Genomic DNA, 25,598 nt, shown 5'->3' on the forward strand with positions numbered 1-25,598 from the left:
GATCGCCGCCCGTCAGCCCAGACCCAGCGCCGCGACGACGGCGGCGGGGTCGACCGGGATGGGGGTGACGTCGGGCATGGTCTTGAGCGCGGTATCGGGATCCTTGAGTCCATTGCCGGTCACCGTGCACACCACGGTCGAGCCGGGCTTGACCCAGCCGTCCTCGATCGACTTGAGCAGGCCGGCGATACTGGCCGCCGACGCCGGCTCGACGAACACACCCTCGGCCGCCGCCACCAGGCGATAGGCGGCCAGGATCTCCTCGTCGGTGGCCGCCAGGAAGCGACCGTCGGACTCCTGCTGCGCGGCGACCGCGGAGTTCCAGGACGCCGGCGAGCCGATACGGATTGCCGTCGCGATGGTCTCGGGATTGGCAACCGGCTCTCCCGAGACCAGCGGCGCGGCACCGGCGGCCTGCGTTCCGAGCATGCGCGGCAACCGATCAGACACTCCGTCGTGATGGTATTCGCGGTAGCCGCGCCAGTAGGCCGTGATGTTGCCCGCGTTGCCGACCGGCAGCGAGTGCACATCGGGCGCGGTTCCCAGCGCGTCGACGATCTCGAAGGCGGCCGTCTTCTGCCCCTCGATGCGGACCGGGTTGACCGAGTTGACCAGCCCGATCGTCGGGTAGTCGGCGGTGAGCTTGCGGGCCAGCTCCAGACAGTCGTCGAAGTTGCCCTCGACCTGAATGATCCTGGCGCCGTGCATGACCGCCTGGGCCAGCTTGCCCATTGCGATCTTGCCCTGCGGAATGAGCACGGCACAGGTCATCCCGGCGACCGCGGCGTATGCCGCTGCCGAGGCCGAGGTGTTACCGGTCGACGCGCACAGCACGGCCTGCTGTCCGCGGGCCAGCGCGTCGGTGACCGCCATCGTCATACCGCGGTCCTTGAACGAGCCGGTGGGGTTGAGCCCCTCGACCTTCAGATGCACGGTGCAGCCGGTCTGCTCGGACAACCGCTTGGCGTGGATGAGAGGAGTTCCGCCCTCCAGCAACGTGATCGGGGTCCAATGGTCCTCGATCGGCAGCCGATCCCGGTAGGCGGCGATCAGGCCGGGCCAGGGACGATGAACGGGGTTGCTCACGAATCCGAACCTTCCATGCGAAGCACGCTGTTGATGTCCTGCACCACGTCGAGCTCGGCGAGTGCCTTGACGGTGTCCGACAGGGCGGCGTCGGTGGCCCGGTGGGTGACGACGACGATGCGCGCGCCACAGGGTTCGCCCTCAGGATCGGTCATGCCTTCCTGGCGGACCTCGGCGATGCTGACCTCGTGCCTGCTGAACTCGGCAGCCACCGCCGACAGCACACCGGGCTGGTCCTTGACGTTCATGTTCACGTAATAGCGCGTCGGAATGGCGCCGATGGAGGCGATCGGCAGCTTGGCGTACTTGGACTCCCGCGGTCCGCGGCCACCCTGGACACGGTTGCGCGCGGCCATCACCACATCACCCATCACCGCCGAGGCGGTCGGAGCGCCGCCGGCACCCTGGCCGTAGAACATCAACCGGCCGGCCGCCTCGGCCTCGACGACCACGGCATTGAAGGCGCCGTTGACCGATGCCAGCGGATGATCCAGCGGGACGAGCGCCGGGTAGACCCGCGCCGAGACGCGCTGCTTGCCCTTGCCGCTGACCAGCCGTTCGCAGATGGCCAACAGCTTGATGTTGCAGCCGAGCGCCTTGGCCGAGGCGAAATCTTCGGCGCTGACCTTGGTGATGCCCTCGCGGTAGACATCGTCGGCGGTCACCCTGGTATGGAACGCGATCGATGCCAGGATGGCGGCCTTCGCCGCGGCGTCGTAGCCCTCCACATCGGCGGTGGGGTCGGCCTCGGCGTAACCGAGCGCGCTGGCATCGGCGAGCGCACTCTCGTACGACGCACCGGTGTCGTTCATCGCCGAGAGGATGTAGTTGGTGGTGCCGTTGACGATTCCGGCCACTCGCACCACCGAGTCGCCGGCCAGGGACTGGGTCAGCGGCCGGATGACCGGGATGGCACCGGCCACGGCCGCCTCGAAATAGAGGTCGACGCGGGCCTTCTCGGCGGCCTGGGCCAATTCCCCGGTGGACTGCGCCATCAGCGCCTTGTTGGCGGTGACCACCGACTTGCCACCCTCCAGGGCGGCCATGATGGCCTTGCGGGCCGGCTCCACCGGACCCATCAGCTCGACGACGATATCGACATCGTCGCGCGAGACCAGCTTTTCGATGTCATCGGTGAGCAGTTCCTCGGCCACCCCGCGGTCCTTGGCGACCCGCCGGACACCGATCCCGCGCAACTGCAGCGGCGCGCCGATACGTGCCTCCAGGTCCGCCGCACTCTCCTCGATGATGCGCACGACCTCGGTGCCGACATTGCCGAGTCCGAGAACGGCTACTCCGATTGGCTTCTCACTCATTGACCCACCTCCAGGCTCAGAAGATCCTCGACGGTTTCCCGGCGCAGGATCAGCCGCGCACTTCCGTCTTTGACTGCGACCACGGCCGGGCGCCGCAGCAAGTTGTAGCGACTCGACATCGAGTAGCAGTAGGCGCCGGTGGCGGCCACCGCCAGCAGGTCACCGGGCCCCAGGTCCTCGGATACCCAGGTATCGCGGACGATGATATCGCCACTCTCGCAATGCTTTCCGACGATTCGCGCCAGCACCGCCGGCGCGTCACTGATGCGCGACACCAACCGGGCGTCGTATTCGGCGTCGTAGAGGGCGGGCCGGATGTTGTCGCTCATCCCGCCGTCGACGCTGACATAACGGCGGTGTTCATCGGCCGAGACGGCGACATCCTTGACGGTGCCCACCTCGTAGAGCGTGATCGTGCCGGGACCGGCGATCGCGCGCCCCGGCTCGACCACCAGCGTCGGGGTCGGCAGGCCTACGGCGGCCGATTCGTTGGCGACGATGGCCTTGAGTTTGTCGGCAAGTTCCTGCATCGGTGGCGGGTTGTCACTCGGCAGATACGAGATACCCAGTCCCCCACCGAGATCCAAAATGTCCATTTGTGCTGTCTTCTCGACACCGAACTCGGCGACGATATCGCGCAGCAGCCCGAGCAACCGGCGCGCGGCGATCTCGAAACCCGACACATCGAAGATCTGCGAGCCGACGTGGCAGTGCAGACCGACCAGGCGCAGGTTCTCGGTGGCGAATACCCGCCGGACCGCTTCGAGCGCGGCGCCACTGGCGAGCGACAGCCCGAACTTCTGGTCCTCGTGGGCGGTCGAGATGAATTCGTGGGTGTGGGCCTCCACGCCGGGCGTGACACGGACGAGGACGTCCTGGACCACGCCGGCCGCACCGGCGACGGCTTCCAGTCGCTCGATCTCGATCTCGGAATCCACCACGATGTGCCCGACGCCGGCGGCGACCGCAGCGGTCAGCTCGTCGACCGATTTGTTGTTGCCGTGCACGGTGATCCGCTCAGCCGGGAAGTCCGCGTGCAGGGCCACCGCGAGCTCGCCGCCGGTGGCCACGTCCAGCGACAGGCCCTCCTGGTGCACCCAGCGCGCGATCTCGGCGCACAGGAACGCCTTGGATGCGTAGTGCACATGCTCGCCGCCGCCGAAAGCCGAGGCGATCTCGCGGCAGCGAGACCGGAAGTCGTCCTCGTCGATCACGAACAGCGGAGTGCCGAACTCGGCCGCCAACTCGGCGACGCTGACACCGGCGACGGAGACGACGCCATGGTCATCGCGAATCAGGTTCTTCGGCCAGACGTTCGGCGCGAGCAGCATCACCTCGTCAGCGGTCTGCGGTCGGGGTGGCGCACCGGCGCCGGGGTGGCTGCTCACATGCGCTCCGGCGCACTGACTCCGAGAATGGCCAGCCCGTTGGCGATCGTCTGCCGGGTGGCCTCGCACAGCGCAAGGCGCGCGGCGTTCAGGTCGGTGGGATCTTCGTCGCCCTGGGGCAGCACCCGGCAAGAATCGTAGAACCGGTGGTAATCACCGGCCAGATCCTCCAGGTAACGGCACACGCGGTGCGGTTCCCGCAGCGTGGCGGCGGTTTTCAGGATCCGGCCGAACTCACCGATATTGCGCATCAGGGTGGCTTCGCGGTCATGGGTCAGCAGATCCAGATGGGAAGTATCGGCGGACAGGCCCAGTTCGGCAGCGCTGCGGGCCAATGCCGACAGCCGCGCGTGCGCGTATTGCACGTAGTAGACCGGGTTCTCGTTGGACGCGCTGGCCCACAAGCCGAGGTCGATATCGATCGGGCTGTTGACCGAGGACCGGATCAGCACATAGCGAGCGGCGTCGACACCGATCGCGTCGACCAGGTCGTCGAGGGTGATTACGGTGCCGGCCCGCTTGCTCATCCGCACCGGCTGGCCGTCGCGGACCAGGTTGACCATCTGCCCGATGAGCACCTCGACGGTGGCCGGATCGTCACCGAGTGCGGCGGCAGCGGCCTTCAGCCGTGCGATGTAGCCGTGGTGATCGGCACCGAGCATGTAGATGCACAGGGTGAAGCCGCGCTCGCGCTTGTCCAGGTAGTAGGCGAGGTCCCCGGCGACGTAGGCCGGGTTGCCGTCGCTCTTGATGACCACTCGGTCCTTGTCGTCGCCGAATTCGGTGGTGCGCAACCAGGTTGCGCCGTCCTTCTCGTAGATGGCGCCGTTGTCACGCAGCCGCTGGATGGCCTGCTCCACCCGGCCCGAGGTGTGCATCGAGTCTTCGTGGGTGTAGACGTCGAAGTCGGTGCCGAATTCGTGCAGGGATTTCTTGATGTGCGCGAACATCAGGTCCACGCCGATGGAGCGGAAGGTCTCCTGCTGCTGCTCGGCGGGCTGGCTCAGCACATCGGGGGCTTGCGCCACGATCGCGGCGGCGATATCGCTGATGTAGCTGCCTGCGTAACCGTCCTCGGGGGCGGGCTCGCCCTTCGCGGCGGCGACCAGCGAGCGGGCGAACCGGTCGATCTGCGCGCCGTGATCATTGAAGTAGTACTCCCGGGTGACCGCGGCACCCTGTGTGCTCAGCAGTCGGCCCAGCGCGTCACCGACGGCGGCCCAACGGGTGCCGCCGATGTGGATCGGCCCGGTCGGGTTGGCCGAGACGAACTCCAGGTTGATCACCTGATCGGCCAGCTCGGTCGAGTGGCCGTAATCGGCGCCGGCGGCCAGCACGTTGGTGACGACGACACCCTGCGCCGACGCCTCGATGCGCAGATTGACGAAGCCCGGTCCGGCGATCTCGGCCGCGGCGATACCGTCGGCGTCGGTCAGCGCGGCGGCCAGCCAGCCGGCGAGCTCGCGCGGGTTGACCCCGACCTTCTTGCCCAGCTGAAGTGCGAGGTTGGTGGCGTAATCGCCGTGTTCAGGGTTGCGCGGGCGCTCGACGGTGATGGTGTCGGGCAGCGCGCTGGTGTCGAGGCTGTGCTCGGCCAGGACCGCGGCGGCGGTGGCCTTGAGCAGGGCGGCCAGATCGGCAGGTGTCACGAGGGACCATCCTATGGTGCGGGGTCCTCAGGTCCCGAATCCATTACCGGTTGGAGATGGGTTACGCTATGCACGCCCAACGGCGCAGCACCAGTTGCTCGCGCCCCCGTAGCTCAGGGGATAGAGCGTCTGCCTCCGGAGCAGAAGGCCGCAGGTTCGAATCCTGCCGGGGGCACCAGTCTTTTACGACAATCAAGACCGCGACCCCACCTCGGGTCCGCGGTCTTCTTGTTTTCACCCGCACTCTCGGCGATGACCCCGCGGTGCGTCGAGTGTGAACCTGCTGCGGTTCAGCGGCTGATTTTCCGCAGCGGATTCACACTCGGCGGCCTGGCGCCTACCCCAGTAGCACCCGGTAACTCTGCGGCCAGTCCTTGCCGCTGATCAGGTACTCGTTGCCGGCGATATGGGCGATACCGCTGACCACCTGTCTGTTGCGGTCGCGCTGATCGGAGTTCCACAGGTTGGAAACGTCGGCGACCAGGTTCACCGCGCCGCTGCTCGGGTCGATGCGTAGGAAGGTGTCCTGCGGCCAGCCGGCCGCCCATACCTGACCATCCACGCATTCCAGTTCGTTGAGACCCCGCACCGGCAGCCCGTCGCGGGTGACCCGCACGTTGCCGATCTCGGTGAACGACGGATCGAAGAAGCGGAGCCGGTCGCTGCCGTCACTGACGACGAATCGGTTGCCGTCGTGACACAGCCCCCACGCCTCGCCCGCCAGCGGGATCTCCCGGCGCACGGTCAGGGTGGCCTTGTCCCATTCGAGGATGACGCCGTCGCGGTAGGTGAGCTGCCAGATGGTGTCGCCGACGATGGCGATGCCCTCGCTCCAATAGTCGTCGGGCAGCGCCGTCGAACGCAGGACCGCCCCGGTGCCGGGATCGATCTGGCGCAGCTGGGACTTGCCCACCTCACCGGTGGCCTCGTAGAGCGCCGGGCCGTCGAACTCCAGACCCTCGCTGTAGGCGCCGGGATCATGCGGCATCGTCGAGACGATGGTCGGGACGATCACCGGCACCGCCTCGGCCTGCGCCTGGGGTGAGGCGAGCACGCCGCCGCCCACCATCACCATGGCCAGCACCAGCGCCCGCATCATGGATCTGTTCTACCCGAGATCACCCACATCCAGGTAGACCATGGTGGCCACCGGATGGCCTCAGCTTCATCCCAGTGTCCTGACATGAATCGCTCGGCCTGCTGTGGTGTGTCCTGGGACACGCCATCGGAGGTGCCGGACTCTCCACGGCGCCCGGCAGCCCTGGGGCAGCGTCAAACACTTTGCTGTGAGGGTCTTTTCGTCGCGGCGGACGGTGCCCTCGGACCACCGTGGACCGGCATCCCCCAAACCAGGAGCGACGTGGAACACACAGGGAGAACACTGTTTTCTGATCCTTAACCGACGATTTCTTGCCAGATCCTTGAAAAGCGCCGTCTCGGGTCGCTGTGAGCCCATCGGTGTCCGTACTTTCCGTTATCAGTCCCACGACACACGACGATCGGAGCATCAATGACCAAACACCTCGTCCTCTCGGCACTGGGCGTACTGGGTGCGGGCGCGCTGCTCAGCCTCGGCGGCGGCGTGGCCGGCGCCAGCATCAACCAGCTCTCGCCCAGCCCGGGCGTCACCATCGATACACCGGCGTTCAAAGGCCAGAACGCGGTACGGAACGCGCCGATCGGCGAAGTGACGGCCCAAGGTTCGGTGATCGACTGCAAGATCGACGTGGTGTGCGCAGACGGCAAGGTCGGCGACACCGTCCAGGCCGCGGAGGGCTCGTCGAAGGCCACGCCGTTCGGGGTCGGCAAGAACGCCAAGTTCATGGAGAACCCGCCGATGGGCAACTGGGACGAGAAGCTGCACTGACCCGTTCGCGGTGCGGTCGCGGTGTGCATGGGCACGGCGCGACCGCGCCGCGTCACAAGGCGGCGACGACCTCGGCGACCCGGTGCACCTGTTCGATGTCATCCGAGGTCGGGATCAGGTGCACCTCGTCGGTGCCGATGGCCGCGAAACGACGCAAGACTTCCGCCAACTCCTCGGGGCTACCCGACCAACCGGTCGTCGGCGCCATCGCATCGACGAACTCGGCCGGGATCCAATTCATATAGCGCAGTAGATGGCGGCGCACCTGCGCGCGGGCCGCCTCCGGCTCACCGATCGCGAACCAGAACGACGTCGCCAGATGGGGTTTGGGCCTGCCTGCTTCGGCCCACGCCGTCCTGGCGACATCGAACAGCTCGTTCTGCTTGTCGAGGTCGAGGTCCAGGGTGGTTCCGGCCAGACCGGCGGCCCAACCGGCAGCGCTGCGCAAGGTTTTCGGCCCGATCGTGCCGATCATCAACTCGGGGCCACCGTCCTGAACCGGAGCGGGCCCGACCGGCAGCACCGAATCGGTGACCTTCTCCCCCGCCCAGACCCGCTGCATCACCGCGATCCGCTCGTTCATCCCCCGGATCGTCTGGGTCGCCGGATCGGCGCCGGCGGCGAGGTAGTCCTCATGCCGGCCACCCACCCCCAGACCGACCGTCAGCCGCCCGCCACTGAGCACATCACCGGTGGCCAGAGACTTGGCCAGCGCCACCGGATTGTGCAGCTGGGGCACGATCACCGTCGTCACCAGCCGCACCCGTTCGGTCCACGCCGCAACCGCGCCGAGCAGGGTCAGTGAATCCGGGTTGTCGAAAGCGACGCGTTCACCCCAGCACAGCGACGAGAAGGGGCCCTCGTCGATCACTTCGGCCCATGTCCGCAGGGTTGCCGCATCCAGGTCCGGTTCCATCACCGGCATCGTCATTCCGACTCGCACGTCGGCGATTCTGGCACGCGGTGCCATCCGCCACGGCGAAAACCGGGGGTTAACCCCCACCGGGCCGGCGGGGAAACGCGGTGTCCTCCCGGCTCGGCAGTCCATAGGTTGTTCCCATGGTCGCAATAAGCCCCGAGCAACCGGTCACCGATGTCGTGGAAGCACCGGCCCGTCGTCGCATCGAACACATCGGAATCGTGCCGACGGCCTCGATGCTCACCAACGCCTTCCTGGCCATCGTGTGGTTCTGGATCCCGGTGACCATCGTCATCATCGGGGTGTCGTCGATCTTCTCGATCATCGGCTTCCTGATATCGGCGGTTGTCTTCGTCTATCTGATGCGTGCGGTCGAATGGGTCGAGCGGATACGCAGCGAAGCGGTGTTCGGCATGCAGATCCCGGTACCGCCGCGGCCGCTCACCGGTTACACCGGAATTCAGGGATGGGCCCATCAGCTGTGGCTCGATTTCAGCGGCGCCCGCTTCTGGAAGGCCACCGCGCAGCACTTCCTGCGCATGATCTACGACTTGATCGCGGTGGGTATGGCAACCGCCCTGCTGGGCTTTGCCTTCCTCGGGCCCGCGGCCGCAATGGCGGTCCAGCGCAGCGATGCCGACGCCGGACTCGGATTCATCTCGCCCCCGCTGTCCTGGGTGCTCGCCATCCTCGCCGCCGTCGCCGCGGTCGCCATCCTGGTGCTAGCGCCTGCCCTCGATGCGCGCATCGACCGCTGGTTGCTGGCCGCCTCGCCCACCGCGGCGCTCAAGCACGAGGTGCGAGCGCTGTCGCGAGCCCGGCAGGGGGCACTCACCTCGGCGCAGACCGAAAGGCATCGCATCGAGCGCGATCTGCATGACAGCGTACAACCCCGGCTGGTATCCCTGGCGATGACGATCGGGCTGGCACAGACGAAACTGGACAGTGATCCTCCGGCCGCCCGCACGCTGATCGCCGAGGCGCATACCGAAGCGATGAGCGCGCTCGCAGAACTACGCAACGTGGTACGGGGTATCGCGCCGACCATTCTGTCCGACCGTGGCCTGGACGCCGCGCTCTCGGCCGTGGTGCAGCGCACCGAGATCGCCGGTGTGCCGACCACACTCGACATCAATCTGCCGCACCGCCTCCCCGCCGAGATCGAGGCATGCGCGTACTTCGTGGTGGCCGAAGCACTGACCAACGTGGCCAAACACGCCGAGGCGGGCCAGGCGGTCGTCACGGTCCGCCTCGACCCGATATCGAACGCGCTGTATGTCACCGTGTTCGACGATGGACGCGGTGGCGCCCAGGTCGGTGTCGACGAGGACGCCACCGGGCTGCGCGGTCTGGCCGAACGGGTGCGGGCCGCCCGCGGCACATTCGAGGTCTCCAGCCCCGCAACGGGTCCCACGATCGTGACGGCGGTGCTGCCATGCGCATCGTGATCGCCGAGGATTCGGCGCTGCTGCGGGCCGGGATCGAACGCATCCTTGCCGACGCCGGCCACGAGATCGTCGCCGGGGTGCCCGATGCCACCGAACTGCTGCGCATCGTCAACGAGCACCGCCCACAGCTGGCCATCCTGGATGTCCGGATGCCGCCGACCTTCACCGACGAAGGGATCCGCGCCGCCGCACTGCTGCGTTCGCAGAATCCGGACTCACCGGTGCTCGTCCTTTCGCATTATGTCGAGGAGCGTTACGCCGCCGATCTGATCGCCTCGGATACAAAGGGTTTCGGCTATCTGCTGAAGGACCGGGTCGCCGATGTTCCCGCATTCCTCGACGCGGTCGAGGTGGTGGGGTCGGGTGGCACGGTGCTCGACCCGGAGGTGGTGTCCCAGATCCTGGTCCGCTCCCGCAAGCGCGCCGCTCTGGACGCGTTGACCCCACGCGAACGAGAGGTGCTCCAACTGATGGCCGAGGGCAAGACCAACTCGGCCATCGCTGCGGCCCTGTACATCTCGGTGGGTTCGGCCGAGAAACACATCGCGTCGATCTTCACCAAGCTGGCTCTTGCGCCCGATGACAGCGAGAACCGGCGCGTACTTGCCGTGCTGCGCTACCTGGAATCCTGATCCGCTCCGCACAACCCGAGAGGGATATCGTGACCACCACTCTGACCGATCCGCCCACACCCGCCCCACCGCAGTTGTCGCCCGGTGGCCGTACCGCGGTACGTGCCGCGCTGCTGATCGCGGGTGTCACCATCCTGGCCGGTACCCTCGCGCTGCTGTCCACCGGAGCGGTCGGCCTGAGCGCCTTTCGCCTGGTGACCGATCACCAGAGCCTGCCCGCAGGCATGCGGGTACTGACCGTCGACACGGCGGATTCTCCGGTGGCCGTGCGCATCATCGCCGACCGCAATGCGACCGAACCGCGGGCCGAGGTGCGGATGCTCACCACCGGCCACGCCGAACGGCAGGAACTGATCGTGACCGACGAGCCGGGCGGCACGGTGCTGCGTGTCCAGGGACAGACGAGCTTTCTGGCCTTGGGCGACCCCGGCGAGGTCACCGTGACGCTGCCTGCGGAGCTGGGACGGCGGTTGGCCGTCACGGTGCGCCAGGACACCGGAATGCTGATGGTCGACGCCGATCTCGACGAACTGACGGCCACCGCCGCGGACGCCACGGTGCGACTGCGCGGAACGCTGCGGCGCGCGGATATTCGCACCGAGAATGGCGATATCCTTGCCCGCCAACCAATCTCGGTGACCGAATCGTTCGCTGCCGCCACCGTCGACGGCAGTGTGGAGGTCCGGTTCGCCGATGTCCCGCCGCGTGTCGGTGCCAGCACCCGCAACGGTGACGTCTCCATCGCGCTCCCGGCGCCAGGCCCTTACCTGGTGCGTGCACAGTCGGCCAACGGTCCTTCGCGGGTGCGGGTGCCCGAAACCACCGATGCCGCCGCCGCGGTGGCCGAGGTCAACGCCGGCACCGAGAACGGCTCGGTGACCATCGAGACCAACAACGCGCTCCCACCGGCCGACGATCAGCCGTGGCCGCGCTGGGCCTCCTGGTTGAGGTAGCTTCCGGCCAGCGCGGCGACATGATCGGGAAGCGCACCCGATGCCACATCAGCGAGGCTGGTCTCCTCCAGAACCGCACGCATGCTGGCGCGCAGCGCCCGCCACACGTCGGTGAGTTTGGCGGTGGGCCCGGAGTACGGCAGGTCCCCGAGGCCGATATCGCGCACGCTGGCCAGCGGTCCGTCGATGCAGCGCAGCACGTCGGCGATGCTGATCTCGGCGGCCGGGCGGGCCAACTCGTAGCCGCCGTCGCGCCCGCGGTGGCTGCGCACCAGCCGATCGGTGCGCAGGTCGGAGAGGATGTCGACGAGGAACTGCGCCGGGATGCCCTGGGCCTTGGCCAGGTCGTCGGTCTTGACCAACTCACCGGTGTCCACGGTGGCCAGCTGGATCATCGCGCGTACGGCGTACTCCGCCTTCGCCGACATCCGCATACCGCGAATTGTGCCATCTGAGCGATCGGTTACTGCGGTTCCCCGACCGCACCGGCCCAGATCTGCTCGGCGCCGACAGGATAACGCTGATCGCGTACCGCCTGTGTGACGAGCAGCAGACCGGTCGAGATCAGGTGAGAGCGCATGGCGCACAGCGCATCCGATGACTGATTCGCGATGATCGCCTCCACGACGGGCCGGTGCTCGGCGTCGATATCGGACATCGCCCGTTCGGTGGTCGCGCCGAGCAGACGTGTCGTCTCCCGCAGCGACCGGACGATGGCGCGGGCACGCCCGTTGTGCGCGGCGGCCAGGATGTCGTCATGCAGCAGCTGATCCTGCTGGGCGAAGGTCCGCACGTCGTCGTCATCGATGGCGACCTGCATCGCCGCCATCCGGTCGCGTAACCGGCCGGCAAGCGCATCGTCGCACCCACTCGCGGCGCGGGCCGCGGCCGAGGGTTCCAGTGCCAACCTGATGGCGAAGATCTCGGCGATCTCGCGCGGATCGGGCAGCCGGATGCGGAAGCCCTGCCGCACTTCGAAACTGACCAGGCCGATCTCCTCCAGACGCAGCAACGCATCGCGCACGGGGGTGCGGGACACGCCCAGCGCGGCAGCCAACTGGTACACCGAGTACTTCACACCCGGTTGCATCACCCCGGCGTCGAGTGCGTCCCGAACCGCCTCCATGACCTGCTCGGCCCGACGGCCTTCGGAGGCGGGCAGCGGTGTCATATCCAGCGGCGACGGGCCGGTCATCGGCACCCGGCCACAGCCATGTTGTCCCCCGGTTCGCCTGGTTGTAGCATGCTAGAGTTTGTAGCATGCTACGGGATGCCCTGCGGGCGGCGGGCATCGCAGATGTTCGCACCGACAGCACCTCGCGAGCGCTCTACTCCTCAGACGCCTCGCTGTACCGCGTGACCCCGCAGGCGGTGGTGTGCCCCGCCCACTCCGACGAGGTCGCCGCGGCCCTTTCGGTGTGCCGCGAACGCGGTGTTCCGCTGACCGCACGCGGCGCCGGCACGTCCATCGCCGGCAATGCGGTGGGTCCCGGCGTGGTGCTGGATTTCAGCCGCCACCTCAACAAGATCGTCTCGGTCGACCCGGAAAGCCGCACCGCCGTCGTGCAACCCGGGGTCGTGCAGGGCGCACTGCAACGGGCGGCGGCACCACACCGGTTACGCTTCGGCCCCGATCCGTCCAGCCACACCCGCTGCACCATCGGCGGCATGATCGGCAACAACGCCTGCGGTTCACGGGCGCTGGGCTACGGCCGCACCTCCGACAACATCACCGGGCTCCGAATGCTCACTGCCGCCGGCGACGAGCTCATCGTCGGCCAAGGACAATCGACTTTGCCGGTGCTCGACGAGCTGACCGCGATCGCCCGCGCCGGCCTGTCGACCATCCGCACCCAATTCGGGCGGTTCGGCCGTCAGGTCTCGGGCTACGCCCTGGAAAACCTCCTGCCGGAGAGTGGCTTCGACGTCGCACGGCTGATGGCGGGCAGCGAGGGCACCTTGACGGTGCTCACCGAGGCAACGGTACGGCTGGTCTGCGAACCCGCCCACCGCATGCTCGTCGTGCTTGGCTATCCCGATATCGCGACCGCCGGGGACGCGACACCGGCCATCCTCGAGCACCGCCCCACAGCCTGCGAGGGAATCGACTCGCGCATCGTCGACATCGTCAGGGAACGCAAGGGTCCCCGCGCCGTGCCGCCGTTACCCGACGGGGCGGCCTGGGTTTTCGTCGAGGTCGTCGGTGACAGCCACACCGAGGTCGAAGATCGCGCCGCACGCGTGGGAAAGAGCTGCGCGGCAACCGATTTCCTGGTGGTCGACGATCCGGTGCAGGCGGCGGCGCTGTGGCGCATCCGCGAGGACGGCGCCGGCCTGTCGGCGCGCAGCGTGCGGGACCGACCCGCGCACGCGGGCTGGGAGGATGCCGCCGTCCCGCCCGAGCGACTCGGTGCCTACCTGCGCGATTTCGACGCCCTGCTGACCGAGTTCGACGTGACGGGAATGCCCTACGGTCATTTCGGTGACGGCTGTATGCACGTGCGCATCGACCTGCCGCTGGACCGCCCCGGGGGCACCGCGGTGTTCCGTGAATTCCTGCTCGCGGCAGCCGATTTGGTGGTGGGCTACGGTGGATCGCTGTCCGGTGAACACGGTGACGGTCGGGCCCGCTCGGAACTGCTGGACAAGATGTACTCCTCGGAGGCGCTGGCCTTACAGGCCGCGGTGAAGCGGGTCTTCGATCCGGGCAACCTGCTCAATCCCGGGGTGATCGTCGATCCGGCACCGCTGGATGCCGACCTGCGCATCCCGGCGGCCCCGCTGGTGCGCCAGAAGCTGGCATTGGCCTACCGCCACGACGGAGGGAATTTCACCCAGGCCGTGCACCGCTGTACCGGAGTCGGCAAATGCCGCGCCGATAACACCGGCACCGGCGGCGTCATGTGCCCGTCGTACCTGGCCACCCGTGAGGAGAAGGACTCGACCCGCGGCCGGGCCCGGGTGCTGCAGGAGATGATCAACGGCACCGACGTCCGCGGCGGATGGCGCGCTCCCGAGGTGCACGCGGCACTGGATCTCTGCCTGTCCTGCAAGGGATGTGCCTCCGATTGTCCGACCGGTGTGGACATGGGCTCCTATAAGTCCGAGGTGCTCTACCAGAGCTACCGGGGTCGGCTGCGCCCCGCTTCGCACTACTCGCTGGGCTGGCTGCCCCGCTGGGCGGCGCTGGCCCGTGTCGCTCCCGGCCTGGTCAACACCGCCGCCCGCTGGGGTGGCAGAGCGGGGCTGGCAGCCGCCGGTATCGACCATCGCAGGCATATCCCGGCGTTCGCGCCCAGAAGTTTTCGGTCCTGGTTCGCCGCCAACGTGCCCGCCGACGCTCCTGGTGACGATGTGGTGCTGTTCGTCGACACGTTCACCGACCATTTCACCCCGGAGATCGGAATCGCCACCGTGCGGGTGCTGCAGGACGCCGGTTACGCGCCGCGGCTTACCCGCCGACGGCAGTGCTGCGGGTTGACCTGGATCTCGACCGGCCAACTCGACACCGCGCGCCGCGTGCTGGGACGCACGGTGGAGACGTTGCGACCCTTCGCCGAACGCGGTGTGCCGGTTGTCGGAATGGAGCCCTCGTGCACCGCGGTGCTGCGCGCCGATGCCGCCGAACTGCTGGACTCCCCCGCCGCGGCCACCGTTGCCGAGGCGACGCGCACGCTCGCCGAGTTACTGACCGCGCGCGGTTGGGCGCCGCCGTCGATGCAAGGCAGCCGGGTGGTGGCCCAGCCGCATTGTCACCACCACTCGGTGATGGGGTGGGCAGACGATGCGGCACTGTTGGCCACCGCCGGTGCCGAGGTGGTCCGACTCGGCGGCTGTTGTGGCCTGGCAGGCAATTTCGGTGTCGAGAAGGGACACTACGAGGTGTCGGTCGCGGTCGCCGAGCAGCAACTGCTGCCCGCCGTGCGGGCCGCGGACCCCGATACCGCGCTACTGGCCGACGGTTACTCGTGCCGCACCCAGCTCGCGGACCTTTCCGACCGGCGCGGGCTACACCTCGCGCAACTGTTGGCGGCGCGGCTACCCGACCGACCGTGATGTCAGACCCGGTTGGCCCAGCTCCGCAGCTCGCCGGTCATCGACCGGACCGACGCGGGTTCGGGGATCCCCGGATCGCAGTCGGGCGCACGCCGCGGGGTGCCGTAGGTGACCGATAGCGGCACCACACCGGCCCACGCCCCGGCGGCGATGTCCTCGTCAGGATCCTCCGGCCAATCATCGCTGACCTTCAGCGACCAGTTGTCGGCCGTGATCGGCAACCGCAGCGCCAGACTCGCGGCGAGCTCGCGGCGCGTGCTGATGCGCAGCTCGGCCACCCGGCCGGGGATGAACGCGTCGGTCAGCGCCTCCAACACCGCCAGCTTGTCGGCGTCGGCGATCGGCTCGAAGCAGCCGTACAGGGCGGCGCTGCGATAGTGGAACGAGGATTCGAAACCGCTGCGGGCGATCACGACGCCATCGAGCGTCGTCACCGAAACGGCGGCCGGTACGCCGGCGGACAGCGCGCGCAGCCACGGCGACCCGGTGGACCCGTGGATCACCAGATCGTCACCGAGGCGGGCGAATCCGATGGGGAATGCCACCGGGTGTCCGTCGCGGATCAATGCCACCGTGGCCAGCGGTGTGCTGTCGAGCAATTGATCCAGACCGGCGCGGTCGGTGCGCTGCTTCTCCCGCAACCGGGTGACCGTGGTGGAGGGCGTTTCGGTGCTCACGATGCATAGCTTCGCCGGTCCGCGCCGGCTTCGCACCGGGTTTTCTCAGTCGGGTATGGCTGCGGCATCGGGAACGACGATCGCGAACAGGTCGCTCAGCGCGGCCAGGCTTGCCGATTGCAGTGCCGCGGCGGGCACGTCTGCGCCGTCGGGACCCGGCAGCGACCGGGTCGCCGTCGCGGCGGCCACCACGGTCGGTGCATAGCCGAGGTTGAACGCGCCGCGCGCGGTGGAGTTGATGCACATGTGCGTCATGAAGCCGGCCACCACCAGATCGGTGGCGCCCACCGCCTTGAGCCGGTCGTCGAGATCGGTCTGGACGAATGAGTTCGGGTACTGCTTGACCACCACCGGTTCCCCGTCCCGAGGCGCGACCGCGTCGACGATCGCGCCGACCTCGGCGGTGATGTCGTAGGGCGAACCCACCCCGCCGTTGTGCTGGATGTGGATCACCGGGATGCCCGCGCTGCGGGCGCGATCCAGCAGTACCGCGGTCTGCTCGAGCGCGGCCTGTACACCGTCGAGCTCCATCACGCCATAGGTATAGGTGTTCTGGCAGTCGACCAGCACCAGCGCCGAGTCCTTCAGCGGCCGCGGTGCGGCGGGCAGATCTTCCAGGTTGCGCAGGGTGGGGCGACTCATGGCCTCAGCCTAGTGAGGTGCGCTCCGCGGTAGTACTCCCTCAACGGCTAGTTTCGCGGCATGGTCCGTCCCGCCTCTGCAAGACTCGGACGATGACCGATACCCCACCACCGCGCAAAGGCGGCAGTGAGATCGAGGTGTTACGGGGGTTCCTCGACTATCTGCGCACCTCCATCGCGGCCAAGGTCGACGGCGCTCCCGAACCGCAGGTGCGCACCGCGTTGGTGCCCTCGGGCACCAACCTGCTGGGTCTGCTGAACCACCTGATCTTCGTGGAGCGGTGGATCTTCCTCGGCGCCAACGTCTCCGATTGGTCGGCGACCTTCACCGCCGCCTCCGATGACACCGTCGCCGATGTGGTGCAGCGTTACCGGGCGACGGTGGCGCAGGCCAACGACGTGCTCGACCGATGCGCCGACCTCACCGAATCGGTGGTGACCGGTAAGAAGTCGCCCAGCGCGCGATGGGCGCTGACCCACATGATCGAGGAGACCGGCAGGCACGCCGGGCATGCCGACATCCTGCGTGAGCTGATCGACGGTTCGACCGGCCGGTAACCCCCGGAGCAGAATGCGTTGCCAGACGTGGTACTACCGGCAGTATCACTGGCGGGCCAGTACTACCGGCAGTACCACGGTTCAACTCGCTTTGTTCCCCGGAGAGCGTCGCCGCAGGCCAGATCTCACTCGAGCTTGGTCACCGTCAGCACAGCGTCGGCCAACTCCGGACGGCACACGATGAGGTCGGGCAGCGAAACATCGGATTGGTTGTAGACCAACGGCGAACCGTCGATCCGGGACGTGAACAACCCGGCGGCACGCGCGACCGCGACCGGGGCCGCCGAATCCCACTCGTACTGACCGCCGGCGTGTACGTAGACATCGGAGATGCCCTGCACGACCGAGGCGACTTTCGCTCCCGCAGAGCCCATTTCGACGAGCACTCCGCCCAGCGCGTCGCGCACCGCCAGCGCCACCGCCGGCGGGCGGGTGCGTGAGACCACCACCCGCGGCGGACCCGGCGCGGCGGCCGGGGTCTCCACCGTCGGGGTGGCCAGCGTGACACCCTGTGCGGGCAACGCGACCGCGCCGGCGACCAGCTCACCGCCCTCCCAGAGCGCCACGTGCACGGCCCAGTCGGTACGCCCGAGCTCGGAGAACTCGCGGGTTCCGTCGAGCGGATCGACGATCCACACCCGCTCCGAGGTCAGCCGGATCAAGTCATCGGCACCCTCCTCGGAGAGCACGGCGTCGCCGGGCCGGTGCTCGGCCAGCGCAGCCATCAGGAAGTCGTGGGACCGCTTGTCCCCCGCGGCCTTCCGATCCTTGGCATCGGCGTCGGCGAACTCCTCGCGCACCTTGAGCAGCAGTTCACCGGCTTCGGTGGCGAGCCGGGCCGCCAACTCGTGATCGGTCACGACCGACTGCTTAGCAGGTCGACCACCTGTTGGGCCAACTCCTCCGGCGACTGATCGGGCGTCAGCCGCAGGTCCGGGTTCTTAGGCCGCTGGTAGGGGCTGTCGATCCCGGTGAAGTGGGTGATTTCACCACGGCGAGCTTTAGCGTAGAGACCCTTCGGGTCGCGACGCTCGCAGTCCTCCAACGGGGTGTCGCAGAAGACCTCGAAGAAGTCGAAACCCTGCTCGGCGTGCACGGTGCGGGCGAGCTCGCGATGGGCTTCCAGCGGGCTGATCGCCGGCACCAGCACGATCTGACCGGAATCGGCGAGCAGCGTCGCGATATGGGCCAACCGGCGCAGGTTCTCGGCCCGGTCGTCCATCGAGAAACCGAGGTCGGCGTTCAGCCCGTGGCGCAGGTTGTCTCCGTCGAGCACATAGGCCGGACGGCCCGCAGCCAACAGCTTCTGCTCCACGAGCATGGCCACCGAGGACTTCCCGGAGCCGGACAACCCGGTGAACCAGACCGTCGACCCCTTCGACAGTCGGTCATCGGCGGTGACCAGGTTCTGGTGGCGCACCGCGTTCGGGCTGGCGGCCCGGTTGGCGGCCGGGGTGGTATCGCGCACCATGCCCGCCCCGACGGTGCCGTTGGTGTCCGGGTCGATCAGGATGAACGAACCGGTCGCCGGATTGCGCGAGTACTCGTCGAGCAGCAGCGGAACCTGGGTGCGGAGCGTGACGCGTCCGAGTTCGTTGAGCTTCAACGCCGTTGCGCTCTTGTCCCGGTGCAGCGTGTTGACATCGAGTCGGTAGTCCAGCGCCGACACCCGGGCCCGCGTGGTGCGGGTGGTGTGCTTGATGATGTAGTCGCGGCCGGGCTCCAACGCCGATCCGTCGGCCATCCAGCACACCGTCGCGTCGAACTCACTGGTGACATCGGGCTGATTGTTGGGCCTGGCGAGCATGTCACCGCGGGAGATGTCGATATCGTCGGCGAGGCTGATCGATACCGCCATCGAGGCGAACGCCTCGTCCACCGGTCCGGAGGGACCGGCGATATCGGTGATGCGACTTGACTTCCCGGCGGGCAGCACCACGACCTCGTCGCCGACGCGCATGACGCCACCGGCCACCGTGCCCGCGTAACTGCGGTGATCGGCATGTTCACGGGTCTGCGGCCGGATCACGTACTGCACCGGGAATCGCACGTCGACCAGATTGCGGTCGCCGGCGACGTACACCTCTTCGAGATGGTTCAGCAGGGCCGGGCCCTCATACCAAGGCGCCACGTCCGATTTGCTGACGACGTTGTCGCCGTTGAGTGCCGACATCGGGATGGTCGTGACATCGTGGATGTCCAGACGCGCGGCGAACTCGTGGAAGTCATCACGAATCTGGTTGAACCGCTCCTCATCCCAGTCGACAAGGTCCATCTTGTTGACCGCCAGCACGATGTGCTGGATGCCCAGCAGCGAGGCGAGGAAGGCGTGCCTGCGAGACTGCTCCAGCAGGCCGTGGCGGGCGTCGACGAGCACGATCACCAGCTGCGCCGTCGAGGCACCGGTGACCATGTTGCGGGTGTACTGCACGTGGCCCGGGGTGTCGGCGATGATGAATTTTCGCTTGGCCGTGGCGAAATAGCGGTAGGCGACATCGATGGTGATGCCCTGCTCCCGCTCGGCGCGCAGGCCGTCGGTCACCAAAGCCAGGTCGGTGTAGTCGTTTCCGCGTTCCTTGGAGGTCCGCTCGACGGCGGCCAGCTGGTCCTCCATGACGGCCTTGGAGTCGAACAGCAGCCGCCCGATCAAGGTGGACTTGCCGTCGTCGACCGAACCGGCGGTGGCGATACGAAGCAGCGTTGCCATATCAGCTGTGCTCTCTCTTCTTCGCGCAATTCACAACAACACCCGTCGCTTCGCTAGCCCTGGTCATCAGAAATACCCCTCGCGCTTGCGGTCTTCCATCCCGGCCTCGGAGATCCGGTCATCGGCGCGGGTCGCGCCACGTTCGGTCAGCCGGGACACCGCGGTCTCGGCGATCACCTCGGCCACGGTGCCGGCCAGCGACTCCACGCAGCCGGTGCAGGTGACATCGCCGACCGTGCGGAACCGCACCGTCTTCTCGATCACCGGTTCGTCCTTACGCGGCTGCATGAACTTGTGCACCGCCAGCAGCATCCCGTCGCGCTCGAACACCTGGCGCTGGTGGGCGTAGTAGATGGACGGCAGCGTGATCTTCTCGGCCCCGATATAGGACCAGATGTCAAACTCGGTCCAGTTCGAGATGGGGAACGCACGGATGTGCTCACCCTTCTTATGCCTGCCGTTGTAGAGATTCCAGAGTTCGGGCCGCTGCGCCTTGGGGTCCCACTGGCCGAACTCGTCCCGGAAGCTGAACACCCGCTCCTTGGCGCGGGCCTTCTCCTCGTCCCGGCGGGCGCCGCCGAACGCGGCGTCGAACTTGTTCTCCCGGATGGCCCGTAACAGCGTGAAGGTCTGCATCGGGTTGCGCGACGGAATGGTCTCCACGACGCGACCGGCGTCGATATCGTCCTGCACCTTGGCCACCACCAGGCGCACCCCGTGCTCGGCCACCAGTTCGTCGCGAACCTGCAGGACCTCGTCGAAGTTGTGGCCGGTGTCGACGTGCATCACCGGGAACGGCAACCGGCCCGGTGCGAACGCCTTGATCGCCAGGTGCAGCATGACGATCGAGTCCTTACCGCCGGAGAACAACAGCACCGGCTTCTCGAACTCGGCGGCGACCTCACGGATGATGTGGATGGCCTCGGCCTCCAGCGCGCGCAGATGGCTCAGCTCGTACCGGGCGGCGGCCGGGTCGAGGTCGGCGGAGGCCGTCATCGCATCTCCATAAAGTTGGTAGATTTGACCAGAATTGCAAGCATGGTTGAGTATTAAACCGCTGCGATCCAGTGCTGTCAACGCCCCGCTGCGGTTCAGCTGCTGGTGACGTGGGCCCCTGCCGAACGGGGAAGCCGCACGACCTCGATCAGCGTGAGCCCCAGCATCAGGCCCAGTACCGGGAACGTCATCGAATAGGACGCCAGCACGCTGACCAGCAGCGCGGCCACCGCGATGCCCAGCCCAGACGCCAACTCCTGCACCGAGGCATTGAGGGTGTTGGCGTGTGTGAGGTCGTCACCGTCCACATCGGCGAACGCCAGACTGTTGTAGGCGGTGAAGCCGATCGAGCGCAGCGCCCCGCTGATGTAGACGATGACGGCGATCACCAGCACCGGCATCCCCGGCTGCACGAGGCCGAGCACCCCGAAGCAGACCACCGAGGCCACCCCGTTGACGATCAGCACGGTACGGATGCCGAACCGCCGCATCAGCGGTGTGGTGATCGGTTTGATGGTCAGATTTCCCAGGAACAGCACCGACACCATCAAACCGGCGTGAAACGGCGTCCAGCCGAATTCCAGCACGAACTTCAACGGCAGCAGGAACGGCACGGCCGTGATCACCATGCGGTACAGCGACCCGGAGGTGACGGTCAGGCGCAGGGTGCGCACCCGCAGCACCGGGAGCCTGATCAGCGGCGCCGCACTGGACAGTAGGTGCCGCACCGCCGAGACCAGCAGCACCACCGCCCCGAACCCGCAGGCACCGACCAACAGCCAGTTCGTGCCCGAGAGTCGGATGCTCTCCAGCGCGATCAGTCCCGCGGCGATACCGGTGCCGACCAACAGCAGCCCTGGCCAGTCGAGCCTGCCGGGCCGGGCCGCCGGTCCACCACGGATCAGCTTGAGCGCCAGAGCGAAACCGATCACACCGAGCGGGATGTTGACGATGAAGATCCACCGCCAACCACCGGCCGTCGCGATGGCACCACCGATCGCCGGCGCCAGGACCGGCGCCGCGAGGGCGGGCCAGGTGAGCAGCGCGATGGCCCGGACCAGATCAGCTTTCGAACTGGCGCGCAGTACCGCCAGGCGCCCCACCGGGACCATCATCGCGCCGCCAACGCCCTGCAGCACCCGCATTCCGATCAGCATCGGTAACGATGTGCTCAGCGCACAGCCGGCCGAGGCCACGGTGAACACCACGATCGCGGCCAAGAAAACCCGCCGGATACCGAACCTGTCGGCCAGCCATCCCGTCGCCGGGATCAGCACCGCCACGGTGACCAGATACGCCGACATGGCCACGTTGACGTCGACGGCCTCGACGCCGAACGACGCGGCGATCAGCGGGATCGCCGGTGCGATGATCGTCGCGTCGAGGATCTCCATGAACAGCGTCGCGGCGACCAGCAGCGCCATGGCGCGCGGAAAGGGCGGGGCTGTCACGGCAGAAATCTAGCCGCTGCGTCCCCTCCCCCGCGCGAGCAGACGCAAACCTGCCGATGCTTGCGCAGTATCGGCAGGTTTGCGTCTGGTCGCGGGTCAGGGTTGCAGGTCGTACACCTGCACCCCGTCGACGTCCACGGCGGTGAAGTTCTGCTCCACCCATCCGGTGATCTGGGTCGCCGCGCCATCGCGCTGCTCCCGATGCATCCCGAACGGCTCGGTGAGGAAGTAACGCACCTCCCCGTCGGCCACGTACTGCTGGAACTGCTGCAGCGTCGGTGAGTTGTCCCCACCGGAGAAGCCGCCGACCGCCATGATCGACGCACCGGACTTGAGCTCCAGGTCCCCAGCCAGCATCGAGCCGACCGTCGCGGCGGCCCAACGGTTGTCGAGCCCGGTCACCATCTGCGCGAGCGCGGTGTCGTCGATATGCGCACCCATCCGGCCCGGCCTGCCAGGTCCGTCGGGTGCACCCGGGAAGGCCATATCGCGCTGGAGCGCGGGCCCGGCGGTGGCCATCGGGCCCCCGCTACCGCCGTCGGCGACCGTCGCCACCGACCAGGCGATGCTGCCACCAGCTCCGGCCAGCAGTGCCGCCGCCACGATCGCGACGCCGGCTCGGCCGAACCTCTGCACGCCGACGGCGATGGCCACCGCGAGCACCACCGAGGCGACCAGCACCGTCCACCGCACCGCAGGCCACCAGTCCGCATGCCGAGCCAGCAACGCAAATGCCCATCCGCCGGTGCCGGCCAACCCGAGGGCCAGCGTGATCCGTGCCGCGAGATGAGCTCGGCGCTGCCACAACTGGGCCACCGAAATCCCCACCAGCGCAGCCACGGCCGGGGCCAGCGCCACGGTGTAATAGGGATGGATGGTGCCGTCCATGAAGCTGAACACGACACCGGTGACCAGCAGCCAGCCACCCCACAGCACCGCCGCCGCGCGCACCGGATCAGTGCGCACGGCCCGTCGCGTCACCCAGAGCACAGCGACAAGCCCGATCAGGGCCGCAGGCAACAGCCAGGACGCCTCGGTACCCATCGCCGAACCGAACAATCTGCTGATTCCCGGCTGACCGCCGAAGAACTGATGCATCTCGGCACCGGAACCGCCCGGTCCCGCATCGTGTCCGCCGCCCGGCTGACCCCGACCGACGATGCGATCGATACCGTTGTAACCGAAAGCCAACTGCAGCAGGTTGTTATCGGTCGAGCCACCGATATAGGGCCGGGAATCGGCAGGCCACACGCTGACCAACGCGATGTACCAGCCCGCGGAGACGATCATGGCGCCCGCCCCGGCGAGCAGCGACGTGACGCGCTTCCAGAACGGGATGGGCGCGGCGATCAGGAACACCAGCGCCAGTCCCGGGACCACCAGGAAGGCCTGCAGCATCTTGGTCAGGAAGGCGAACCCCAGGGCGGTGCCGGACAGCGCCACCCAGCGGGTGCTGCCGCCCTCGGTGGCCCGCACCATGCAGTATGCGGCGACCACCAGCAGCAGCACCAACAATGCGTCGGGGTTGTTGTAGCGGAACATCGCCACCGCGACCGGGGTGATGGCCAACGCGGCGCCGGCGATCAGGCCGGCGGCCGCACCGGCGCTGCGGCGAACGGTGCAGTAGAGCACCGCGACTGCGGCCACGCCCATCAACGCCTGCGGTAGCAGCATCGTGAATTCGTTGAACCCGAACAGCCTGCCGGACAGTGCCATCACCCACATCGCCGCGGGGGGCTTGTCAACGGTGATGGCATTACCGGCATCGAGCGAACCGAACAGCCAGGCCTTCCAATCCTGGGTTCCCGCCTGCGCCGCCGCGGCGTAGAAGCTGTTGCCCCACCCGTTGGATCCCAGCCCCCACAGGTAGAGCACCGCGGTGCCGGTCAGCAGGGCCAGCAGGCCGGGACGTTCCCAGCGGGTGCGCGGGCTGTCCGGCTCGGTGGTGGCACTCGGTTCTTCGACGGTCAATGTCATTGGTGTCGGTCCTCAGCTCGTGGAATGGATCAGCGACGGGGGTGGAACACCCAGCCGCGCAACAGGACGAAGCGGGCGGCGGTGGCTATGAGGTTGGCGGCCACCAGCACGGTGGTCTCCACCACCTTGCCCGGATGCTCGGCGATCGCGTGCAACCCGGCCAGCGAACCGCTGGTGATCGCCAGCGCGACAGCGAAGACGATCAACCCTTCGACATGATGACGGGCAACGGCTTTCGATCCACGGACACCGAAGGTAAACCGCCGGTTGGCGGCGGTATTGCCGATCGCGGTGATCAGCAACGCCGCGAAGTTCGCCAGTTGCGCACCGAAGAGTGGATGCAGCACCAGGAACAGCACCAGGTAGGCGACGGTGGACAACACGCCGACCCCGGCGAATCGGACCGCCTGCCGCAACAACGACCCAGGTGAAGCAGCCCGTCGGGAACCAAGCTGCGCGGCAATCGAATTGATCGGGATGCTGCCTCCGGCGAACCCGCGCAACAGCCGCCCGATACCAAGCAGGTCGGCCTTCGCGGTCGCCACAATGTCGACACGGCTGTCCGGATCGTCGACCCAATCCACCGGCACCTCGTGGATCCGCAACCCGCTGCGTTCGGCGAGCACCAACAGCTCGGTGTCGAAGAACCACCCGGTGTCACGGACATGGGGCAGCAGCTGACGGGCGACATCGGCCCGGATCGCCTTGAACCCGCACTGAGCATCCGAGAAATGCGCACGCAGAGTCGATTTGAGTATCAGGTTGTAGCAACGTGAGATGAACTCGCGCTTGGCCCCGCGCACCACCCGCGAACTGCGGTTGAGCCGGGTGCCGATGGCCAGGTCGGAGTGCCCGGATATCAGCGAGGCGATCAGCGGTGCGAAGGCGGCCAGATCGGTGGACAGGTCCACATCCATGTAGGCCAGCACCGGAGCATCCGAGAGTGACCAGACATGGTGAAGGGCCCGGCCGCGACCCTTCTGCTCGAGCCGGACGACCCGCACACCGGGGAGTTCGGCGGCCAGCTCCGCCGCGATGCGCGGGGTGTCATCGGTGCTGGCATTGTCGGCGATGGTGATCCGCACAGGAAAGGTGAAGCTGTCCTGTAGGTGCTGGTGCAGCCTGCGTACCGATCTCTGCAGTGCTGCCTGCTCGTTGTACACCGGGACCACGACGTCGACGACGGGGACGTCGGTATCGCGACCGACCTGGACGGCGCTGGGGAGCGCGATGGAGACGGTGTCTGTCATGTACCCATCGTCGGATCTCAGGGTGTG

General features: G+C 67.6%; 22 protein-coding genes and 1 tRNA gene. 7 read left to right on the plus strand and 16 right to left on the minus strand.

Annotation, left to right across the window (positions count from 1 at the left end):
* Window positions 1-12: 12 nt before the first annotated feature.
* From thrC to argS, 4 genes are read right to left on the minus strand one after another with little or no spacing between them, the layout of a single operon-like run.
* On the minus strand, window positions 13-1,086 hold the full coding sequence (gene thrC, locus IC40_RS0117775; RefSeq protein ID WP_030136044.1) for a threonine synthase: 1,074 nt from the start codon (window positions 1,084-1,086) through the stop codon (window positions 13-15).
* The gene (locus IC40_RS0117780) at window positions 1,083-2,402 is read right to left on the minus strand and encodes a homoserine dehydrogenase (protein ID WP_030136045.1); all 1,320 of its coding nucleotides are present in this window, start codon (window positions 2,400-2,402) and stop codon (window positions 1,083-1,085) included. Before IC40_RS0117780 ends, thrC begins: the two co-directional genes overlap by 4 nt.
* A complete protein-coding gene (gene lysA / locus IC40_RS0117785) occupies window positions 2,399-3,733 on the minus strand; it encodes a diaminopimelate decarboxylase (protein WP_234411659.1) in 1,335 nt (444 codons plus the stop codon). Before lysA ends, IC40_RS0117780 begins: the two co-directional genes overlap by 4 nt.
* A 53-nt stretch (window positions 3,734-3,786) precedes the next feature.
* A complete protein-coding gene (gene argS / locus IC40_RS0117790; protein WP_030136047.1) occupies window positions 3,787-5,439 on the minus strand; it encodes an arginine--tRNA ligase in 1,653 nt (550 codons plus the stop codon).
* Between the two features lie 102 nt (window positions 5,440-5,541).
* Between argS and IC40_RS0117795 the strand changes: the two genes are divergently transcribed.
* Window positions 5,542-5,617: transfer RNA gene (locus IC40_RS0117795), tRNA-Arg, on the plus strand.
* A gap of 159 nt (window positions 5,618-5,776) precedes the next feature.
* Here IC40_RS0117795 and IC40_RS0117800 read toward each other — a convergent pair.
* Window positions 5,777-6,538 carry a glutaminyl-peptide cyclotransferase gene (locus IC40_RS0117800; protein ID WP_030136048.1) on the minus strand — a complete coding sequence of 254 codons (762 nt, stop codon included), beginning with the start codon at window positions 6,536-6,538 and terminating at the stop codon, window positions 5,777-5,779.
* Window positions 6,539-6,949: 411 nt separating this feature from the next.
* Between IC40_RS0117800 and IC40_RS0117805 the strand changes: the two genes are divergently transcribed.
* Window positions 6,950-7,306: a hypothetical protein gene (locus tag IC40_RS0117805; protein ID WP_030136049.1), complete on the plus strand. Its 357-nt coding sequence runs from the start codon at window positions 6,950-6,952 to the stop codon at window positions 7,304-7,306.
* 52 nt (window positions 7,307-7,358) lie between these two features.
* Here IC40_RS0117805 and IC40_RS0117810 read toward each other — a convergent pair whose 3' ends face one another.
* Window positions 7,359-8,237 (minus strand): LLM class flavin-dependent oxidoreductase, encoded by an 879-nt coding sequence (locus IC40_RS0117810; RefSeq protein ID WP_030136050.1) that lies wholly within the window; start codon window positions 8,235-8,237, stop codon window positions 7,359-7,361.
* 128 nt (window positions 8,238-8,365) lie between these two features.
* Here IC40_RS0117810 and IC40_RS0117815 point away from each other — a divergent pair, with 128 nt between their 5' ends.
* Genes IC40_RS0117815 through IC40_RS0117825 form a run of 3 tightly spaced genes read left to right on the plus strand, consistent with a single transcriptional unit; the run spans window position 8,366 to window position 11,258 of the window.
* Complete coding sequence (locus IC40_RS0117815; protein WP_030136051.1) at window positions 8,366-9,673, plus strand: sensor histidine kinase; 1,308 nt, start codon at window positions 8,366-8,368, stop codon at window positions 9,671-9,673.
* Entirely contained in the window at window positions 9,661-10,305 is a 645-nt protein-coding gene (locus IC40_RS0117820; protein ID WP_030136052.1) for a response regulator transcription factor, read from the plus strand. Before IC40_RS0117815 ends, IC40_RS0117820 begins: the two co-directional genes overlap by 13 nt.
* A 29-nt stretch (window positions 10,306-10,334) precedes the next feature.
* Window positions 10,335-11,258, plus strand: a complete 924-nt coding sequence (locus IC40_RS0117825) for a DUF4097 family beta strand repeat-containing protein (RefSeq protein ID WP_042509900.1) — start codon at window positions 10,335-10,337, stop codon at window positions 11,256-11,258.
* On the opposite strand, the gene IC40_RS0117830 is transcribed toward IC40_RS0117825, so the two are convergent.
* On the minus strand, window positions 11,222-11,692 hold the full coding sequence (locus IC40_RS0117830) for an Rrf2 family transcriptional regulator (protein ID WP_030136054.1): 471 nt from the start codon (window positions 11,690-11,692) through the stop codon (window positions 11,222-11,224). The genes IC40_RS0117825 and IC40_RS0117830 overlap by 37 nt on opposite strands.
* Before the next feature lie 29 nt (window positions 11,693-11,721).
* On the minus strand, window positions 11,722-12,453 hold the full coding sequence (locus tag IC40_RS0117835) for a GntR family transcriptional regulator (RefSeq protein ID WP_030136055.1): 732 nt from the start codon (window positions 12,451-12,453) through the stop codon (window positions 11,722-11,724).
* 65 nt (window positions 12,454-12,518) lie between these two features.
* Between IC40_RS0117835 and IC40_RS0117840 the strand changes: the two genes are divergently transcribed.
* A complete protein-coding gene (locus tag IC40_RS0117840) occupies window positions 12,519-15,314 on the plus strand; it encodes an FAD-binding and (Fe-S)-binding domain-containing protein (RefSeq protein WP_030136056.1) in 2,796 nt (931 codons plus the stop codon).
* A gap of 2 nt (window positions 15,315-15,316) precedes the next feature.
* Here the strand turns inward: IC40_RS0117840 and IC40_RS0117845 are convergent, their stop codons facing one another.
* The gene (locus IC40_RS0117845) at window positions 15,317-15,991 is read right to left on the minus strand and encodes a pyridoxamine 5'-phosphate oxidase family protein (RefSeq protein ID WP_234411649.1); all 675 of its coding nucleotides are present in this window, start codon (window positions 15,989-15,991) and stop codon (window positions 15,317-15,319) included.
* Between the two features lie 45 nt (window positions 15,992-16,036).
* Window positions 16,037-16,633 carry a cysteine hydrolase family protein gene (locus tag IC40_RS0117850; RefSeq protein ID WP_019512475.1) on the minus strand — a complete coding sequence of 199 codons (597 nt, stop codon included), beginning with the start codon at window positions 16,631-16,633 and terminating at the stop codon, window positions 16,037-16,039.
* Between the two features lie 92 nt (window positions 16,634-16,725).
* Between IC40_RS0117850 and IC40_RS0117855 the strand changes: the two genes are divergently transcribed.
* The gene (locus IC40_RS0117855) at window positions 16,726-17,190 is read left to right on the plus strand and encodes a DinB family protein (protein ID WP_030136058.1); all 465 of its coding nucleotides are present in this window, start codon (window positions 16,726-16,728) and stop codon (window positions 17,188-17,190) included.
* Between the two features lie 125 nt (window positions 17,191-17,315).
* On the opposite strand, the gene IC40_RS0117860 is transcribed toward IC40_RS0117855, so the two are convergent.
* The 6 genes from IC40_RS0117860 to IC40_RS0117885 all read right to left on the minus strand — a co-directional run bounded on the left by IC40_RS0117860 (window position 17,316) and on the right by IC40_RS0117885 (window position 25,571).
* On the minus strand, window positions 17,316-18,050 hold the full coding sequence (locus IC40_RS0117860; protein ID WP_030136059.1) for a 3'(2'),5'-bisphosphate nucleotidase CysQ: 735 nt from the start codon (window positions 18,048-18,050) through the stop codon (window positions 17,316-17,318).
* Window positions 18,047-19,897 carry a sulfate adenylyltransferase subunit CysN gene (gene cysN, locus IC40_RS0117865; protein WP_030136060.1) on the minus strand — a complete coding sequence of 617 codons (1,851 nt, stop codon included), beginning with the start codon at window positions 19,895-19,897 and terminating at the stop codon, window positions 18,047-18,049. The genes IC40_RS0117860 and cysN overlap by 4 nt, the downstream gene beginning before the upstream one ends.
* A gap of 66 nt (window positions 19,898-19,963) precedes the next feature.
* Window positions 19,964-20,893 (minus strand): sulfate adenylyltransferase subunit CysD, encoded by a 930-nt coding sequence (gene cysD, locus IC40_RS0117870; RefSeq protein ID WP_030136061.1) that lies wholly within the window; start codon window positions 20,891-20,893, stop codon window positions 19,964-19,966.
* A 95-nt stretch (window positions 20,894-20,988) separates the two neighbouring features.
* Window positions 20,989-22,317: an MFS transporter gene (locus IC40_RS0117875; RefSeq protein WP_030136062.1), complete on the minus strand. Its 1,329-nt coding sequence runs from the start codon at window positions 22,315-22,317 to the stop codon at window positions 20,989-20,991.
* Between the two features lie 123 nt (window positions 22,318-22,440).
* Window positions 22,441-24,321, minus strand: coding sequence for an ArnT family glycosyltransferase (locus IC40_RS0117880; protein ID WP_030136063.1), 1,881 nt, complete (start codon window positions 24,319-24,321; stop codon window positions 22,441-22,443).
* 29 nt (window positions 24,322-24,350) lie between these two features.
* Window positions 24,351-25,571 carry a bifunctional glycosyltransferase family 2/GtrA family protein gene (locus IC40_RS0117885; protein WP_030136064.1) on the minus strand — a complete coding sequence of 407 codons (1,221 nt, stop codon included), beginning with the start codon at window positions 25,569-25,571 and terminating at the stop codon, window positions 24,351-24,353.
* Window positions 25,572-25,598 lie beyond the last annotated feature (27 nt).

Origin of the sequence: Mycolicibacterium neoaurum ATCC 25795 (assembly GCF_000691525.1) — a bacterium.
Taxonomy (GTDB): domain Bacteria; phylum Actinomycetota; class Actinomycetes; order Mycobacteriales; family Mycobacteriaceae; genus Mycobacterium; species Mycobacterium neoaurum.